This is a genomic window from Sphingomonas endophytica (genome assembly GCF_014199415.1).
GTDB lineage: Bacteria > Pseudomonadota > Alphaproteobacteria > Sphingomonadales > Sphingomonadaceae > Sphingomonas > Sphingomonas endophytica.
Genome location: NZ_JACIJN010000014.1, coordinates 36,054 through 52,007 on the forward strand (window position 1 = coordinate 36,054; position 15,954 = coordinate 52,007).

18 protein-coding genes are annotated in these 15,954 nt (G+C 66.2%); 12 read left to right on the plus strand and 6 right to left on the minus strand.

Annotated features, from left to right (window positions below):
- Window positions 1–2: 2 nt before the first annotated feature.
- The 4 genes from FHS97_RS16540 to FHS97_RS16555 form a co-directional block, all read right to left on the minus strand.
- Window positions 3–1,169, minus strand: a complete 1,167-nt coding sequence (locus FHS97_RS16540) for an efflux RND transporter periplasmic adaptor subunit (protein WP_184040664.1) — start codon at window positions 1,167–1,169, stop codon at window positions 3–5.
- Window positions 1,166–2,431, minus strand: a complete 1,266-nt coding sequence (locus FHS97_RS16545) for a TolC family protein (RefSeq protein WP_184040666.1) — start codon at window positions 2,429–2,431, stop codon at window positions 1,166–1,168. The genes FHS97_RS16540 and FHS97_RS16545 overlap by 4 nt, the downstream gene beginning before the upstream one ends.
- Before the next feature lie 65 nt (window positions 2,432–2,496).
- Window positions 2,497–2,862 carry a hypothetical protein gene (locus tag FHS97_RS16550; protein WP_184040668.1) on the minus strand — a complete coding sequence of 122 codons (366 nt, stop codon included), beginning with the start codon at window positions 2,860–2,862 and terminating at the stop codon, window positions 2,497–2,499.
- A complete protein-coding gene (locus tag FHS97_RS16555) occupies window positions 2,849–3,511 on the minus strand; it encodes a cation efflux transmembrane domain-containing protein (RefSeq protein WP_184040671.1) in 663 nt (220 codons plus the stop codon). Before FHS97_RS16555 ends, FHS97_RS16550 begins: the two co-directional genes overlap by 14 nt.
- A gap of 71 nt (window positions 3,512–3,582) precedes the next feature.
- Between FHS97_RS16555 and FHS97_RS16560 the strand changes: the two genes are divergently transcribed.
- The 7 genes from FHS97_RS16560 (at window position 3,583) to FHS97_RS16590 (ending at window position 7,673) form a co-directional block, all read left to right on the plus strand.
- Window positions 3,583–3,987, plus strand: a complete 405-nt coding sequence (locus FHS97_RS16560) for a MerR family transcriptional regulator (RefSeq protein ID WP_184040674.1) — start codon at window positions 3,583–3,585, stop codon at window positions 3,985–3,987.
- Between the two features lie 57 nt (window positions 3,988–4,044).
- A complete protein-coding gene (locus FHS97_RS16565) occupies window positions 4,045–4,377 on the plus strand; it encodes an ArsR/SmtB family transcription factor (protein ID WP_184040676.1) in 333 nt (110 codons plus the stop codon).
- An 11-nt stretch (window positions 4,378–4,388) separates the two neighbouring features.
- Window positions 4,389–4,817, plus strand: coding sequence for an arsenate reductase (glutaredoxin) (arsC, locus tag FHS97_RS16570; protein WP_184040679.1), 429 nt, complete (start codon window positions 4,389–4,391; stop codon window positions 4,815–4,817).
- The gene (locus FHS97_RS16575) at window positions 4,817–6,103 is read left to right on the plus strand and encodes an arsenic transporter (RefSeq protein WP_184040682.1); all 1,287 of its coding nucleotides are present in this window, start codon (window positions 4,817–4,819) and stop codon (window positions 6,101–6,103) included. Before arsC ends, FHS97_RS16575 begins: the two co-directional genes overlap by 1 nt.
- Entirely contained in the window at window positions 6,100–6,534 is a 435-nt protein-coding gene (gene arsN2, locus FHS97_RS16580; RefSeq protein ID WP_343053481.1) for an arsenic resistance N-acetyltransferase ArsN2, read from the plus strand. Before FHS97_RS16575 ends, arsN2 begins: the two co-directional genes overlap by 4 nt.
- Complete coding sequence (arsH, locus tag FHS97_RS16585; RefSeq protein ID WP_184040730.1) at window positions 6,534–7,280, plus strand: arsenical resistance protein ArsH; 747 nt, start codon at window positions 6,534–6,536, stop codon at window positions 7,278–7,280. Before arsN2 ends, arsH begins: the two co-directional genes overlap by 1 nt.
- A gap of 81 nt (window positions 7,281–7,361) precedes the next feature.
- Window positions 7,362–7,673, plus strand: coding sequence for a hypothetical protein (locus FHS97_RS16590; protein ID WP_184040685.1), 312 nt, complete (start codon window positions 7,362–7,364; stop codon window positions 7,671–7,673).
- A gap of 233 nt (window positions 7,674–7,906) precedes the next feature.
- On the opposite strand, the gene FHS97_RS16595 is transcribed toward FHS97_RS16590, so the two are convergent.
- Both FHS97_RS16595 and traA read right to left on the minus strand, forming a co-directional pair.
- Window positions 7,907–8,596, minus strand: a complete 690-nt coding sequence (locus FHS97_RS16595) for a DUF6118 family protein (protein ID WP_184040688.1) — start codon at window positions 8,594–8,596, stop codon at window positions 7,907–7,909.
- A 33-nt stretch (window positions 8,597–8,629) separates the two neighbouring features.
- Window positions 8,630–11,554, minus strand: coding sequence for a Ti-type conjugative transfer relaxase TraA (traA, locus tag FHS97_RS16600; protein ID WP_184040691.1), 2,925 nt, complete (start codon window positions 11,552–11,554; stop codon window positions 8,630–8,632).
- A 174-nt stretch (window positions 11,555–11,728) separates the two neighbouring features.
- Between traA and FHS97_RS16605 the strand changes: the two genes are divergently transcribed.
- The 5 genes from FHS97_RS16605 (at window position 11,729) to FHS97_RS16625 (ending at window position 15,881) form a co-directional block, all read left to right on the plus strand.
- Entirely contained in the window at window positions 11,729–12,058 is a 330-nt protein-coding gene (locus FHS97_RS16605; RefSeq protein WP_184040694.1) for a conjugal transfer protein TraD, read from the plus strand.
- A gap of 13 nt (window positions 12,059–12,071) precedes the next feature.
- Window positions 12,072–12,290: a conjugal transfer protein TraD gene (locus FHS97_RS16610; protein ID WP_184040733.1), complete on the plus strand. Its 219-nt coding sequence runs from the start codon at window positions 12,072–12,074 to the stop codon at window positions 12,288–12,290.
- Complete coding sequence (locus FHS97_RS16615; protein WP_184040697.1) at window positions 12,287–12,571, plus strand: hypothetical protein; 285 nt, start codon at window positions 12,287–12,289, stop codon at window positions 12,569–12,571. Before FHS97_RS16610 ends, FHS97_RS16615 begins: the two co-directional genes overlap by 4 nt.
- Entirely contained in the window at window positions 12,571–14,115 is a 1,545-nt protein-coding gene (locus FHS97_RS16620) for a type IV secretory system conjugative DNA transfer family protein (protein WP_184040700.1), read from the plus strand. Before FHS97_RS16615 ends, FHS97_RS16620 begins: the two co-directional genes overlap by 1 nt.
- Window positions 14,116–15,002: 887 nt before the next feature.
- Window positions 15,003–15,881, plus strand: a complete 879-nt coding sequence (locus tag FHS97_RS16625) for a replication initiation protein (RefSeq protein WP_088368471.1) — start codon at window positions 15,003–15,005, stop codon at window positions 15,879–15,881.
- Window positions 15,882–15,954: the final 73 nt, after the last annotated feature.

Below are 15,954 nucleotides of genomic sequence, written 5' to 3' on the forward strand. Positions count from 1 at the left end.
GCTCAGTCCTCGTCCTCGGCCGTGCCTTTGCCGAGTTCGGCCTTGAGCGTGAAGCTGTTGGTGGATGCGATCCGCTCCGAGCCGGTGAGGCCCGACGTCACGACGACCTGACCGCCGTTGGTCCGGCCGAGTGTCACCGGGGTCGCGCGGAAGCCGGTCGGGGTGCGGACGAAGACGAACGGCTTGTCCTCGATCATCTGCACCGCGGCCGATGGCACGGCGACGGTGCGGTCCCCGCTGGCGGGCACGAGGATCGACACGTTGACCGTCTCGCCGACCCGCCACGTGCTGCCGGCATTGTCGAGCGTCGCGATCACCGGCACCAGTCGGGTGGTCTCGTCCAGCACGGGCGAGACGAACGTCACGCGTCCCTCTTGGCGACGGCCGGGAGCCGTCACCTCGACGCGCGCACCCGGCTTCACCCGACCCGCATCGTTCGGCACCAGCGACGTCGTGACGGTGACTTTGGAGAGGTTGGCGACGCGGAACAGTTCGGCGTCGGCCGCGACCGTCTGGCCGAGCGTGGCGGACCGCGCGATGACCTGACCGCCGATCGGCGAGCGCACGGCGATGCGGTTGAGCGCACCACCCCCGCTACCGGTCGCCGACAATTGCTGCTGGGCTAGGCGCAGTGCGATGCCGGCTTCCGTGGCGGCCGTGCGCGCGGCGACGAGATCCTGTTCGGGCGATACGCGCTCGGCGAACAGGCGTTGCTCGCGGCGCAGGTTCGATTGAGCGAGGGCGGCGCGCGCGCGCGCCGCTTCCACCTCGGCCTTGAGCGAGGCCGCCTCCCGGCTCTCGATGATCGCGAGCGGATCGCCGCGCCCGACCGACTGGCCGAGATTGCGGGTCAGCGAGACGAGCCGTCCTCCGACCGCTGCCGACACCACCTGGACGCCCTGCGGGTCGCCCTCGATCGTCGCCGACAGCTCGATCGCGCCGGCTTCGCCGCCTACGGTCGGCCGCGTGACCTCGATACCGGCGTCCGCGACCTGCTGGGCGGACAGCGTGACGATATCCTTAGGGGCCTCCTTGCCCTCGGCACCTTCGGCCGCCTCCGTCTTTTCGGCGCCGGCATTGCCGCCTGCCTCGCTCCCGCCCTTGCCGCACCCGGCCAGGAGGATCGCCAGTGTCACGGGCGCGAGCGCCCGCACGATGTTCTTCTTCATCGGTCGTTTTCCTCGCGCGAGGGCGCCGCGGCAACGAGCCGTTCCAGGCGTGCCTTGGCGTCATGATAGGTGGCGAGCGCGTCGATCGCGGCAGTGCGCGTCTCGGACAGGGTGCGTTCGGCATCGAGAAGGTCGAGCTGCCCGAACTTGCCTTCGCGGTAGCCGATCCGCGCGATCCGCGCGGCCTCGGTCGCGGATGCGAGTGCCGGTCCGCTGGCGTTGCGGGCGGACGTGGCCGCATTCGCCACCTCGACCTGGGCGCGGGCGATGTCCTGCGCCGTGTCCAGCTCGGCCGCACGCCGGAGCGCCTGTGCCTGATCGCTCTGCGCGCGCGCCTGCGTCACGCCCGCGCGACCGTTGTTGAAGAGGGGAATCGGGATCGACACGCCGAACACCGCGGCGACGTCGTTCGTCGCTTCGAGACGCCGCGCGCTGGCGCTGAGCGTCACGTCGGGAATGCGCTGCGATCGGGCAAGCCTGACCTGGGCCTCGGCGCTGGTTGCATCGGCGCGCGCTGCGGCGAGCGCGAGCGTGCCGGCCGGTGCGATCGGCTGCGCCGGCCCATAGCCCTCGACGCGATCGTACCATGCCATGTCGAGGACGCCGGTGACGGGCTGCCCGATCCGGCGCGCCAGATTGTCGCGGGCGACGTCGGCAAGGCGCTGCGCGCGCTCCACGGCGGTCTCGGCGTTGATGCGCAGCACGTCGGCTCGCTGCTGTTCGAGCGGCGAGGCACGCCCGGCCTGCACGCGAACCCCGGCCGCACGCAATGCCTCGCGAGCGATGCCCGCCTGTTCGCGCGCGGTGACGAGACGCCGTTCCGCCGCAGTGGCCTCGATATAGAGTTGGGTGACGGCGAGACGTAGATCGGCCTCGGCAAGGGCCGAGCCGATCCGGGCGCGATTGCCGATCGCGTCGGCGACGGCGATCCGCGCCGAGCGCTTGCCCCCCAGCTCGATCGGAAACGCCAGCCCTGCCGTCGTCTCGGCGCTGCGCACGCCGCGGTACTGGCCGCTGCCGGCGATATTCTCGGTTTCGGCGACGATCGACGGGTTGGGACGATAGCCGGCAACGGTGCGACCGGCCTCGGCCGCGCGCACCCCCGCTGTCGCTGCTTCGAGCGTCGGCGCGGCTGCGCCGGCAAGCGCCAGCGCGCGTTCGAGCGTGAGCGGGGGACTGGTCGATGCCGGCTCGGATGATTGCGCGTGCGCGATCGACGCGCACGACGCCACGGCCAAAAGGGCCGCGATAAAACGCTGCATGGGTAACGGACTCCTGACGAACGCTGGATTCCGCGCGGGCGTGCCCGGCGGAGCTTAGACGTCGCTCAGGCTTGGGGTGGTCGAAGCGCCGGGTCCGAAGGTGCGCGCGGCATCGGACCCTTGTCCCATGCCGACAGGGCTACGCGCAGTCCGGTGACGGACGCCACGGGATCGGGCGCCATCGGAACGCCGATATCGTGGCCGTGGCATCCACCATGATGATGCGGATAGCCCTTCTGGCTATCGGCCGGCACCTGATCGCCATCGCCATCGGCATGGCCGATCGACGTCACCGTGGACACCTCGACGCCCGGCCCCTCGGCCGCGTGCGCGACCGATCCGAACCCGAGCGACAGCACGAGCATCAGACAGAGGAAAAGGGCCGACAAACGGTGCATCGACCCTGCCCGTAGCAGTTTACCGGCTGCCATGTAACGATCCCTGGAAATCGACGGGCGCGGAAGGCGGGAAGGACCGCAACTCAGCACGGGCCTGCCGCATGATCTGGATGCCGCCCGACAATCCCAGCGCGGCCATCAGCGCCGCGACGACAAGATCGGGCCAGGCACTGTTCAGGCCGAAGACGCCGCCCGCGGCCAGGACGACCGCGATGTTGCCGATCGCGTCGTTGCGCGAGCAGATCCAGACCGATCGCATGTTCGCGTCGCCCTCACGGAAACGGTAGAGCATGACCGCCACGATGAAATTCGCGATCAGCGCGGCGATGCCGACGATCCCCATCACCTCGGCGTGGGGCGCGGCGCCGTAAACGGCCGCCCAGCCCGCGGCGGCGAGAACATAGAGGCCGAGCAGCGCGAGAGTCGCCCCCTTCAACATGGCCGCACGGGCGCGCCACGCTATCGCCATTCCCGCGACGCCGAGGCTGATCGCATAATTTGCGGTGTCGCCGAAGAAGTCGAGCGCGTCGGCCTGGAGCGCCTTCGATCCGCCGGTGATACCGGCGACGATCTCGACGCCGAACATGGCGCCGTTGATCGCAAGCGCAATCCACAGCGCGCGCCGCCATTTCGGGTCGTTGAAATTGCCCGCCTTGTCGGACGCGCAGCTCGTGCAGGCCATGTTTCCGCCACCTCGATAGAATCGATCCGGCAGCCTATATGCACCCTCTAGTCACTAGAGGGTCAAGCGCCATGTCCGGCCAACTGACGATCGGAAAACTGGCCGGGGCGACCGGCACCAAGGTCGAGACGATCCGCTATTACGAGCAGATCGGCTTGCTGCCGGCGCCAGCGCGATCCGCTTCGAACTACCGGACCTATGACGCCGGGCATCTTCGCCGCCTGTCGTTCATCCGGCGCGCGCGCGATCTCGGCTTCTCGATCGACCAGGTGCGGGAATTGATGGGGCTTGCCGACCGGCGCGACCAATCCTGCATGGCTGTCGACGTCATCGCCAACCAGCACCGCGATGCGATCACCCGCAAGATTGCCGACCTGACGGCGTTGGCCAGCGAGCTGGATGCGCTGATCGATTCCTGTAGCCGCAACACCGTCGCCGACTGCCGGATCATCGAAGCCCTGGCTCCAAGCGTTTAGTGAAGCCGGCGCGGAGACAGCATTAGACAAGCTCCGTATATCCACTATGCTGGATACATGGAAAACGACTCAGCTATCGTTGCGCTAGGCGCACTTGCGCAGAGCACGCGCCTCGACGTGTTCCGGTTGCTGGTGCGTCACGAGCCGGACGGCATGGCCGCAGGCGATATCGCCCGCCAGCTCGACGTGCCGCAGAACACCATGTCGGCGCATCTTGGCATCCTCGCGCGCGCCGGCTTGGTCCGCTCCGAACGGCATAGCCGCTCGATCATCTACCGTGCCGATCTGGACGGCCTGCGCACATTGACGCTGTTCCTCGTCAAGGATTGCTGCGCCGGCAATGCGGCGCTGTGCGCGCCCCTTGTCGCCGAACTCACCCCCTGCTGCTGAAAGGACGTCCCATGGCCGTCGATATCGTCATCTATCACAACCCGGAGTGCGGCACGTCGCGCAACACGCTGGCGATGATCCGCAATGCCGGCATCGAGCCGCATGTGGTCGAGTATCTGAAAACCCCGCCCGCACGCGCGCTGCTCGTCGAGTTGATCGACCGCGCCGGCATGACACCCCGCGAACTGCTGCGCGAGAAGGGGACGCCCTATGCGGAGCTGGGCCTTGGCGACACGTCGCTGTCCGACGACGCGCTGGTGGACGCGATGATGGCGCATCCGATCCTCATCAACCGGCCCCTGGTCGTCTCGCCGCTCGGCGTGAAGCTGTGCCGGCCGTCCGAAGCCGTCCTCGACCTGCTGCCGAGCGACCAGCTCGGCGCGTTCGCCAAGGAAGACGGCGAGCAAGTGGTCGATGCTTCGGGCCAGCGCGTCGCCTGATGCTCCTTGCCGTCCTGATTTTCGTCGCCACGATCGCGCTCGTCATCTGGCAACCCAAGGGACTCGGCATCGGGTGGAGCGCGATGGGCGGGGCCGTCGTCGCGCTGCTCGCGGGCGTCGTCACGCTGTCCGACGTGCCGGTGGTGTGGGGTATCGTCTGGAACGCGACGGCCGCGTTCGTCGCGATCATCGTCATCAGCCTGCTGCTCGATGAGGCCGGATTCTTCGAATGGGCGGCGCTCCACGTCGCCCGCTGGGGCAGGGGGCATGGTCGCCGGCTGTTCGTCCTGATCGTGCTGCTCGGCGCGGCGGTGTCCGCGCTGTTCGCAAACGATGGCGCGGCGCTGATCCTGACGCCGATCGTCATCGCCATGCTGCGGGCGCTGGGGTTCAAGGACAAGGCGACGCTGGCGTTCGTCATGGCGGCGGGATTCATCGCCGACACCGCCAGCCTGCCGCTGGTCGTCTCGAACCTCGTCAACATCGTGTCGGCCGACTTCTTCCACGTCGGCTTCGGCGACTATGCGGCCGTGATGGTGCCGGTCGACCTGGTGTCGATCGCCGCCACGCTGGGTGCGCTGCTGCTGTTCTTCCGGCGCGACATACAGGCAGACTATGACGTGAGCGCTCTGCGCGCGCCGCGCGACGCGATCCGCGATGCCGCGACGTTCCGCGCCGGATGGATCGTTCTCGCGCTGCTGCTCGCCGGCTTCTTCCTGCTCGAACCGCTCGGCGTGCCGGTCAGCGCCGTGGCCGCAGCCGGCGCGATCCTGCTGTTGGTGATCGCGGGGCGGGGCCATGTGATTCAGACCGGCAAGGTGCTGCGCGGCGCACCGTGGCAGGTCGTGATCTTCTCGCTCGGCATGTATCTCGTCGTCTATGGCCTGCGGAACGCCGGCCTGACCGACCATCTGGCGGCGCTGCTCGATCGTACCGCGCAAGGCGGCGTATGGGGTGCGGCGCTGGGTACGGGCGTCATCGCGGCGGTCCTGTCGTCGGTGATGAACAACATGCCGACCGTGCTGGTGGGCGCGCTCTCGATCGACGCCACCCACGCCACGGGCGCGATCAAGGAAGCAATGATCTACGCCAACGTGATCGGCTGCGATCTCGGCCCCAAGCTGACGCCGATCGGGTCGCTCGCGACGCTGCTCTGGCTCCACGTCCTCGGGCAGAAGGGCGTTCGGATCGGATGGGGCTATTACTTTCGGGTCGGCGTCACGCTTACCGTGCCGGTGCTGCTCGTCACGCTCGCGGCGCTCGCGATCCGGATCAGCCTCGGGTGACGGGACTGACCATCACGGCGCTTGAACCCGCCGAGCTGGCCGGGCTGGCATGGTTTCTCGATGCCGCCAGCCTGCCGAGCGCTGATCTCGCCGATCCCGGCCGCCTGTTCTTCCGGTTCGAGGCTGATAGCCTCGTCGGATATGGCGGCCTGGAGGGGGAGGGGGCCGACCGCCTGCTCCGCTCGATCGTCATCCTCGCCGATCGTCGCGGGCATGGCCTGGGCCGGGCGCTGGTCGCCACCCTCGAACAACAGGCGCGCACCCTCGGGGTGCGGCGCCTTCATCTGCTCACAACCACGGCCGTGCCATTCTTCCGGGCGCTCGGCTATGCCGACGCCGATCGCGGCGCGGCCCCCGCGGCCGTGGCCGCATCGCGCGAGTTTACCGCGCTATGCCCAGCGTCGGCCGTCTATCTCGTGAAAGCTCTCTGATGCCGCTCCGCACGCTTCCCGATCCCGATACCCTGCCGGCACTCGATCCCGCCTATGCCATTCAGCGGCCGGCGCTGGGGCTTGGCCCGCTTGATCCCGCACCGCGTATCCTTCTGCTCTACGGTTCGCTGCGCGAACGGTCCTTCTCCCGGCTGTGTGTCAAGGAAGCGGCGCGCCTGCTCCGCTTCTTCGGGTGCGAGACGCGCATCTTCGATCCATCGACCCTGCCGTTGCCCGACCAACATGCCGGCGACGATCATCCAGCCGTCCACGAGCTGCGTGAGCTGTCTTTATGGTCGGAGGGTCAGGTGTGGTGCAGCCCGGAACGTCACGGGCAGATCACTGGCATCATGAAGCTGCAGATTGACCATCTGCCGCTGTCGATGGGCGGGATGCGCCCGACGCAGGGGCGCACGCTCGCGGTCATGCAGGTATCGGCCGGATCGCAGTCGTTTAACAGCGTCAACACGCTACGCGTGCTGGGTCGCTGGATGCGGATGGTGACGATCCCGAACCAGTCGAGCGTCGCCAAGGCGTTCAACGAGTTCGATGACGCCGGACGCATGAAGCCGTCCAGCTACTATGACCGGATCGTCGATGTGATGGAGGAGCTGGTCCGCTTTACGGTGCTGCTGCGCCCGCACGCCGCCCAGCTCGTCGACCGCTATTCCGAACGCAAGGAAGCGGGCGTGCCGGTCGATACGGCGACGGATCTATCAAGCATCGCGACTGCCCGCGAAGGATAGCAGCCAACTCGATAGATAGCCGAGCGGAGCCATAGACGTTATCTTGGTGGTCAATCGAACCTAGCCGCAAGAGGACAGGAGATGGCGATCAATACGATCATTCAGCTCGGCGCGCACAGGGCAAAGACCTGTAAGACGCGGTTCGGCAATGTGACAGTCACGGCTCCCCCGCCCTCTAAGGCGATGGTCCAGCACAACGTGAAGGCCAGCACGCAAGCGCTCGAACGGGTAACGAAACGTTTGGCTAAAGCCGGCGTCCGTCTTTACGCTAAAAAAGACGTTCCTCTCTACTCGCTCGACAGCGACAATCCCGACGTGATGATCCGCAAGCTAAACGGGAAGGTCGAGCGAGGGAGCTTCATCGACGGCGCGTTTAACGCGGAGGCAAGGTAGGGTCGGCAGGAGGGTCGTTCGCCAGGTTCGCGTTCAAACTCTCACGATTGACCACCCATGTGCATCATGGTTGTCCTTTGTCGCGTAGTTTTCTAGATAGAAGATACTCGCGGCCTTCCTTTGGAAGTGTCCGTTTCCCGTAAGGGAACTAACAGGCCAGGGCCGTCCGAAAGGGCGGCCCTTGGTTTATCCGCCGCATCGTAAGCAGTGCCACGTGGCACACCCTCCGGTTGTCAGCGCTGAGCGCGCGCGCTCTCGATCCTGATAGTACATTGAACCGGCTTCCCGGTTTTGGTTGCCGCGCGCTGACACCGCTCGACTGCTGTGCGATTGGCGGTGACGATCCGGTCGCCCGCGGCGATATTGGCGAAGGCATCCGGCGCTGCGGTCCGCATCATGCGCTGCCCGCCTTCCCACATCGGCATGTCGAGCGTGCGCGCAGCCATCCGCTCCGACCATTGCCAACCTGTCGGCACTGAACGTGCCACGACGCCGGCGAACACTGCCCATACGATCATGCCGACGACGATCCCGCCGATCGCCGCCCGGACCAGCCATCGGTTCTGCTCGTCACCGCGCCGGGCTGATGCCGCGACACCATGCAGGGCACGCGTGGCGTCGCGCAGCTCGCCCGCCGCAGTTTTCACCGCCTGCCGGTCCTCGGCGACGGCACCCGTGATGCGGTTGGCGACTTGGCGGGCGACCGCTTCCTCCTCGATCGCCTTCCGCATGAACTCGGCGCGCTGGAGGGTGGCGTTCGCCAGCTTTGTGATCTGACCCAGCGTCTCGCCATAATCGGGCGGTTCGGGTCGATCGTCGCGCGCCGCGATCCCCTCGATCGCGCGCCTGAGCAACGCCAGCTCGCCGCGCACGCCCTCGAACGCTTCGGCCGCGGCATCCCGTTCATGATCTTCGTCGTCCATCCCGCCTCCTTCTCGTATCCGAAAGCACGAACTCTAGCGGCTCATGCCCCTGTCACGGTCGAGCGCCGGCCCGATCGATCGCGCCAGCGCATCGCCGATCGACCGCTCACGCTCGATCCTGATTTCCAGCTCGGGCGCACGACGGCGCAGCGCGGACTCAAGTTGCGGATCGCGGGCAAGCCCGCCCGCCGCCTGCGCCATGCGCCCGCGCGTCTTCTCCGCACCTTCATGGTCGCCGGCCCGTTCCAGGCCGGCACGCTGGCGCTGCATCGCCTGCCAGCCCGTCACGAACCGATCGGCACGCGCGTCCGGATCAAGCCGGATACGCTGCTCCTCGGCCATCGCGCGCGCCGCACCGCCCGTGTTGCCGCCCGATGCCTGCTCGATCAGCGACGGATCGCGACGGATCGCCGCGGCGAGATCACGCGCGGCATCGGGCCGGACGGCGTCCAGCGCTGCGCCCGCCTTGCGCAGCGCGTCTTCCTGATAGGGCAGCACGGGCAAGTCCCTAGCCGTCTGCCGGGCGATATCGCCGGCGGCACGGGCATAGTGTCCGATCGCCCTGGCCTGGTCGGGACGGTCGTTACCGATCGCCGCCCCGCCCCTTTCGGTTGCCGGTGCCTTTTCCATCGCGGGCTTCGGTTTGAACCCCGCGAACATGCCCCGCGCCTTGTCGCGCACCTTCTCGACCACTTGGCGCGCGAGTTCCGGGAACCGGATCTCGCGCCGATCGGCGAACGCGCGGGCATGGTCCTGCTCGCCACGTGTCGGCGCATAGTCGCCGGCCATGTCCTTGCCGCGGTCGCGCGACAGGGCCCGGACGAGCTGACGCTGATCGGCGAAGTCGTCGCGGCCATAATGGAGCTGCACATCGTCGCGATGCCGCGACATGCCGACATAGGCGCTGTGCCGGTCCATGCCGGGGGTAGCGAGGATGTGCGCGCGATCGACCGTCACGCCCTGCGATTTGTGGAATGTGGCAGCGTAGCCATGATCGACATGGGCATAGTCCTTTGCGTCGAACGCGACCTGACGCCCCCCGTCCAGCCGGACGGTCATGCCCTCCGGCGTCACCTGCTCGATCGTGCCGAGCGTGCCGTTCTTCACCCCCAGCGACCGCTCGTTCCGCAGGAACATCAGGCGGTCGCCGCTCGCGAACTGGCGCGCGCCCCGATCGGCGCTGAACGTCACGTCGCCGCCAAGGTCGCCGGTCGCGCGAAGTCGCCCGCGCGCCTCCTCGTTCAGCTCGCGGACCTCGGCGTTGGTGTGGGTGAGGATGACGCGGGATTTGTCCGGCTCGACCTGCCGCGCGCGATCCCAACCGTCCACCAGCTCGCCCCGCGCCTGCTCACGCGTGTCGGCCGCGTGGACCATGCCCTTGGCATCATAGGCATGGATCGCCTCGCCGGTGCGCCCCGTCGCGAGCGCGCGCGTCGCGTCGCGCTGCCAGTCCTCACGCTGCCGCCTGATCTCGGTAATCTCGGCCGCGCCGTGCCGCTCGGTGACACTGCGGAACGCCGCGCCGGCCTCGATCGCCTGCAACTGCTCGGGGTCGCCTACCATGACGACCTTGGCACCGGCGTCGCGGGCTTGGCCAAGCACGCGCTCCATCTGGCGCGTGCCGATCATACCGGCCTCGTCCAGGACCAGCACGTCCCTGGGGCCTAGCTGCTCGCGCCCCTGGCCCCATGCGTGTTCGAGGCTGGCGATCGTCCGCGACGTGATGCCGGACCCGCCCTCAAGGTTCTCCGCCGCGATGCCGGACAAGGCTGCGCCGCGCACCGTGTAGCCCTCCCGCTCCCACGCCTCGCGCGCGACGCCGAGCATCGCCGACTTGCCGCTGCCGGCGTAGCCGACGACGGACGCCAGCCCGGCGCTGCCGGTGACATGATCGAAGGCGTCGCGCTGCTCGGCCGAAAGGACAAGCCCCTTGGCGCTGGCCGCGTCGATCGCGGCGTCACGGTGCCGATCGCCGACGCCATGCCCGGCGCGACCCGCCAGCTCGTCGCCGGCCCGCTCAAGCCGGGCTTCCGTCGCGATCATGTCGCGGGACGTGAACCGCTCCTGGTCGCGCCCGTCCTTCCCCAATGCTACCAGCTCGGAGCTGCCACGCACCGCGCCCATCACCTGGTCGAACTGATCCTTGCCGTCGCTATGCCGAAACGCGAACGTTGCAAGGTCGCGGGTGGTGAACGTCGCCTGGCTGCGCGTGATAGCGTCCAGCGCAATTCCCGGATCGGCGATGATCTTCTCGCCGTTTTCGCGGGCGATGCGCGTGTGATCCTCGATCCGCTCGGCCTCAAGCCCCTGCTCCGGTCGCCGGGACGCTGCGGGGCCGATCTTGTGCTGCGGCTCCAACCCGATCCCCTGCGCCTCGTAGGAACGGTGATCGATCCGCCCCTCCAGCCCCAGCTCGGCCATGCGCTCGTTGACGTGCGCCGCCCACGCCTCGCGCCACTCCTTCAACAGCTCGGTGCCGTTCCAGTCGCGGTTCTTCCTGCCAAACCCCTCCGGGCCTACGTCGCGCATGGTCATCATCACATGCGCGTGCGGCTTGGGGGTGCCGTCCTTCGCCTTGTCCCAATGCACGTTCAGGTCCGCGACCATCCCGCGATCGACAAACTGCCTCTTCACGAAATCCCGCGCGAGCTGGACGCCCTGCTTCTCGTTCATCTCGCGCGGAATCGAGAACTCCACCTCACGGGCAAGCTGCGCGTCCTTGCGCTTCTCCCCTGCCTCCACCTCGTTCCACAAAGTCGAGCGGTCGTTTAAACGTTCCGGCGCGCCCTCCGGCAACATCACTTCGGAATAGATGACGCCGGCCTTGTTGCTGAAATCATGATCGCGTCCGAGCCGGTCGTCGTGCAGCTCGGATGCCGAACGATAGGCAGCACTCGCGACGGCGCTCGATCCGTTCGCGCGGCTTACGATCTTGGCGGAGAAATGGTAGATCGCCATGACGCTTCGTACACTGCCTTACTTAGCGCACGTCGGCAACGACGTATAAGCGCGCACTCACGATCTGCTGCGCATCTCCTGACTGACTTGATGCTGCTTTCTGTTCGTTCCGGCTTTACCCATGTGCCGGACGCGCTAGGATGCTGCTGACCGATACGCGGAAAGGTGAAGGCGATGCGGAAGGTTCGCGATTACGATGCCGAGTTGAAGGCGCTGGGTGACAAGACTCGCGCACTCAAGGCGAAGCGGGTCGAACAGCTTGGCCAGCTTGTCACCGCGACCGGAGCCGACGCGCTCGATGCAGAAACCCTCGCCGGCGTATTGCTCGACGCGATCGGATCGAAGGATGCGGGTGCGAAGGAGGCATGGCGCGCGAAGGGCGCGGCCTTCTTTCAACGGCGTGGGCGCAAAGGTGGCGGCGCTGCTGCAATCGACGGATCGGGCGCTGCGGCTGAACCGGGCGGCGATGCTGCGGGCGGAAGCGGCGGAGCGGCGAACGGATAGCAGGGTCTGGGTCGTGCAACGTCGGACAAGAACACGCCATCTGATTGAGCTGGGCGGGCTGGTCCAGAAAGCCGGGCTTGTCGAACTGACGGATGACGATCGCGCCACGCTCTACGGCGCGCTGCTTGATATCGCCGGACGCGCGCGCGGCGATGATGCCGGTGATACGCTGGCGTTGTGGAAGCGCCGCGGCAGACGGGCGTTCGACGCGGAAGCGGAGAAGGTTGAATGACCGGGTTGAACATTGAAGCAATCCGCGCCGAAGTTCGCGCGCTCGACTATGTGCGGGGCACCCTGACCGACGCCGCGATGTGGCGCGAGGACGACGAGGATTCCCGGGCCAACCTCGCGATCGAAAACATGGCGCTGTCTGCTGAGGATGACGCGCTGTTCGACATGCTGCGCGACGAATGCGTGCCCCCTCCCCTCGCCACGCAAATACTCCTTAAACTGCTCGGCCATCCCGACGCCGATCCGGCGCTGGCGATCACGCCTGCCGGTGCGAGCTGCTGATGCCAGCGCGCATCGGACCGCTAGCGGCGCTGTTCATCGGCTTCGTGGTGCTGATGGCGAGCAATTCCTGGCTCAAAGGGATCTTCGGCGTCGGTGAAATCGCGACCGATGTGCCGTTCCTGCTGACGGGCCTGACGCTGTTCGCGATCTGGAAGTTCAATCGCCGCGGCGGCAACCGCGGTAACACCCTGTTCGGCTCGGCCCGGTTCGGCGATCGGCGCGATCTGGCGAAGCTTGAAGGCGCGGGCGATCTCATCATCGGCCGTTCGGGCAAGACCAACAAGCTGCTGCACTATGGCGGCGCGGCACACCTGCTGACGATGGCCCCTACCCGGTCGGGCAAGGGCGTCGGCACGATCATCCCCAACCTGCTGCTGCTCGATCGCGCCGTGATCTGCATCGATCCCAAGGGCGAGAACGCGCGCGTCACCGCCCGTGCGCGCGCCGCCAAGGGCAAGGTGTGGTGCCTCGATCCGTTCGGCGTCTCGGGTCAGCCGGTCGCGCGCTACAACCCGCTCGATCGGCTCGATCCCGCCTCGATCGACCTCGCGGAGGATGCCGGCACGCTTGCCGACGCACTGGTCCATGACGCGCCCGGCCAGGCCGGAGAAGCGCATTGGAATGAGGAAGCCAAGGCGCTGATCGCCGGGCTGATCCTCCACGTCGTCACCACCGAACCCGCCGATCGCCGCACGCTGGCGACGCTGCGCGAGCTGCTGACGCTTCCCCCTGCCCGCTTCGCGGCCCTGCTCGATGCCATGTCGGACAGTCCGGCCGCCGGCGGTCTGGTGGCGCGCGCCGCCAACCGCCACCTCGGCAAGTCCGATCGGGAAGCCGCGGGCGTGCTGTCTTCGGCTCAGCGTCACACCCACTTTCTCGACAGTCCGCGTATCGTGGACAGCACGTCCACGTCCGATTTTCGTTTTGCCGATTTGAAGGAGCGCCCCGCCACGGTGTTCCTCTGTCTGCCGCCCGATCGGCTTGACACTTACGCGCGCTGGCTGCGCCTACTGGTTGCGCAGGCCGTTACCGATATGGCGCGCTCCCCTGCCCGTCCCGATAAGCCCGTGCTATTCCTGCTGGACGAATTTGCCGCACTCGGCCGATTGGAGCCGGTGGAGCGGGCGATGGGTCTGATGGCAGGCTACGGGATGCAGCTCTGGCCGATCCTCCAGGACATGCATCAGCTCAAGGCCACCTATGGCGAACGTGCCGGCACGTTCATGTCCAATGCCGGCGTGATCCAAACGTTCGGCGTCAACGATCACGCTACGGCCGATATGCTCTCGAAGACGATCGGCGACACCACGATCGAATACACCACTTTTGGCTCGTCCGGCCCGGGAAGCGTATTCAGCAGCGGCACATATTCCGAAAGCTCCAGCAGCCACGTTGCGTCGCGCCGGCTAGCGACGCCCGATGAAATAATGCGGATGGACTCAGACAGCCTGCTACTGTTGCGGCAGGGCCAGATCCCTCTCGTAGTCGGCAAAATCCGCTATTACGCCGAGCGCGAATTTGCCGGCCTCTACGATCCGGGCTGAAAGGTCGTCGAAAGCACGAAAGGCATCCGAAATCCGCTTGCCAGTCGGCGCGACCACAGTGGTGGCCCTTCTGATCCATAAAATTTGCGGGCAGATTCGTGCTTTCGGCGACCGATTGATCCTGCCGCAGAAGGCCAGCCTAATCGCTGCCCTCCCTGTATACGCGTATACCGCGCAGACGTCTCCACCTGCCTGGCGTGAAAAGTGAGTTTTGGGGTAGTTCCTCACCGTTTGAGGGTAACAGTCGACACTGACCCGAACTGAACACCACAAGCGTCGCTGGCATCGCGGTTTAAGCGCCGCTGGTGGCGTGCGCTGCGTCCGGTACCCGGTTTGGTCCCGGAATGCCCTTCTCTCGCTCTCACAGCGCTTCTGTGCGGCTCTGGGGTGTAATCAGGCCCCGGCCGCCCTTCTTCTTCTCGCATAGCCTGCGGCGCTTGCGCCGCTCTGGTGACGGCGTAGCCGGCACGCGGCAAAAACGTATCGGCCGTATGGCCGATTCCTCATTATCTGTTTCTCTTGGTTATCCACAGATCGGCCTACCCTAAAGCTCACTTTTCGCCATTCAGATTCTCTAATTCTTCTGATTCAAGATTCAGGGTGCTGAAAGGCCAGGATTTCTGGGGAAAATCGGGCCTAACGGTGAGCTTTAGGGTCGATTCGCGTGAGTTTCGGGGTAGCGTGCGGTGAGCTTTGGGGCCGGTAAAAGTGAGTGTTCGGGCCGGTTGCGGTGAGCATTGGGGTAGCTGGCCGGCAGTGTCGGGAGTGACGGTGAGTTTTGGGGTAGCCCCTCACCGTTCTATCGGGGAGCCGGATCATTTGCCTGGCTCACTTTTCGCGTTTAAGGTGAGGCGATAAGTCCCTCTTGCTCACCGTTGGTCAAGTCTATGTCGCAACCTGCCGTGGTCGATATGTCGTTCCGCACACTGGCCCAGAAGGGGCGCGGCAACCCCTTTGATCCCGCCAACTATGGGGAAATCGTCAAACCCGGCGAGCTGGTCGATATTGTCGAGCTGAGCCCCCTCACCCTCGCCGATCGCCGTATCTATAACCTGCTCATCGCCAACGCCTGGGAGCGCATCGGCGAGCCGATCATCCATCGCATCGCAAAATCGGGACTGAAAGGGACGCATCAGGGCAATGAGCGCGTGGAAAGCTCGCTGCTGCGTCTCATGGGCACCATCGCGATCGTCACGATCCGCAAGGACGGCAAGAGCTACAAGCGCCGTGTTCAGCTCCTCGGTCCCAGCGATGAAAGCCTCGAGAAGGACGGCTTCCTTCACTACCGCATCCCGGAAGAGCTAATCGAGATACTACGGAACAGTCAGGTCTATGCCCGTCTCAAGACGCAGGTGATGTATTGCTTCGAGTCGAAGTACGCCCTTTGCCTCTATGAGATGATCGAGCGGCGTATCGGCCTCGAATACAAGCAGAAGGAGGAGTTCACGATTGAGGAGCTGCGTGGCTTGCTCAACGTCCCCGAAGGCAAGCTCGAACGCTTTGCCGATCTGAACAAATACTGCCTCAAGGTCGCCGTTGAGGAAATCAACAAGCTCTGCCCCTTCTATGTCGATTTCACGCCGATCAAGAACGGGCGCAAGGTCGAGCGGGTGGCACTCCATTGGTTCCCGAAAACGTCCAGCGGCAAGCGCGACGCACAGAACCTGATCGATCAACACAGCATCGTGCGGCGCGCCAAGCTGCGTGGCGGGATACCCGAACTGCCCGTGCTGGTGGATTTCAGTACGCCAGCCGCGCAAAGGTGAGGCGCTACCCCAAAACTCACTTTTAGGCCAAGGCCGTGTCAGTATAGCCGTATACGGCTATACTGACACGGCC

Bases quoted from the DNA above. Each gene is read 5' to 3' on its own strand.
- FHS97_RS16540 (WP_184040664.1), bottom strand. From the start codon at position 1,169: ATGAAGAAGAACATCGTGCGGGCGCTCGCGCCCGTGACACTGGCGATC.
- FHS97_RS16545 (WP_184040666.1), bottom strand. From the start codon at position 2,431: ATGCAGCGTTTTATCGCGGCCCTTTTGGCCGTGGCGTCGTGCGCGTCG.
- FHS97_RS16550 (WP_184040668.1), bottom strand. From the start codon at position 2,862: ATGGCAGCCGGTAAACTGCTACGGGCAGGGTCGATGCACCGTTTGTCG.
- FHS97_RS16555 (WP_184040671.1), bottom strand. From the start codon at position 3,511: ATGGCCTGCACGAGCTGCGCGTCCGACAAGGCGGGCAATTTCAACGAC.
- FHS97_RS16560 (WP_184040674.1), top strand. From the start codon at position 3,583: ATGTCCGGCCAACTGACGATCGGAAAACTGGCCGGGGCGACCGGCACC.
- FHS97_RS16565 (WP_184040676.1), top strand. From the start codon at position 4,045: ATGGAAAACGACTCAGCTATCGTTGCGCTAGGCGCACTTGCGCAGAGC.
- arsC (WP_184040679.1), top strand. From the start codon at position 4,389: ATGGCCGTCGATATCGTCATCTATCACAACCCGGAGTGCGGCACGTCG.
- FHS97_RS16575 (WP_184040682.1), top strand. From the start codon at position 4,817: ATGCTCCTTGCCGTCCTGATTTTCGTCGCCACGATCGCGCTCGTCATC.
- arsH (WP_184040730.1), top strand. From the start codon at position 6,534: ATGCCGCTCCGCACGCTTCCCGATCCCGATACCCTGCCGGCACTCGAT.
- FHS97_RS16590 (WP_184040685.1), top strand. From the start codon at position 7,362: ATGGCGATCAATACGATCATTCAGCTCGGCGCGCACAGGGCAAAGACC.
- FHS97_RS16595 (WP_184040688.1), bottom strand. From the start codon at position 8,596: ATGGACGACGAAGATCATGAACGGGATGCCGCGGCCGAAGCGTTCGAG.
- traA (WP_184040691.1), bottom strand. From the start codon at position 11,554: ATGGCGATCTACCATTTCTCCGCCAAGATCGTAAGCCGCGCGAACGGA.
- FHS97_RS16605 (WP_184040694.1), top strand. From the start codon at position 11,729: ATGCGGAAGGTTCGCGATTACGATGCCGAGTTGAAGGCGCTGGGTGAC.
- FHS97_RS16615 (WP_184040697.1), top strand. From the start codon at position 12,287: ATGACCGGGTTGAACATTGAAGCAATCCGCGCCGAAGTTCGCGCGCTC.
- FHS97_RS16620 (WP_184040700.1), top strand. From the start codon at position 12,571: ATGCCAGCGCGCATCGGACCGCTAGCGGCGCTGTTCATCGGCTTCGTG.
- FHS97_RS16625 (WP_088368471.1), top strand. From the start codon at position 15,003: ATGTCGCAACCTGCCGTGGTCGATATGTCGTTCCGCACACTGGCCCAG.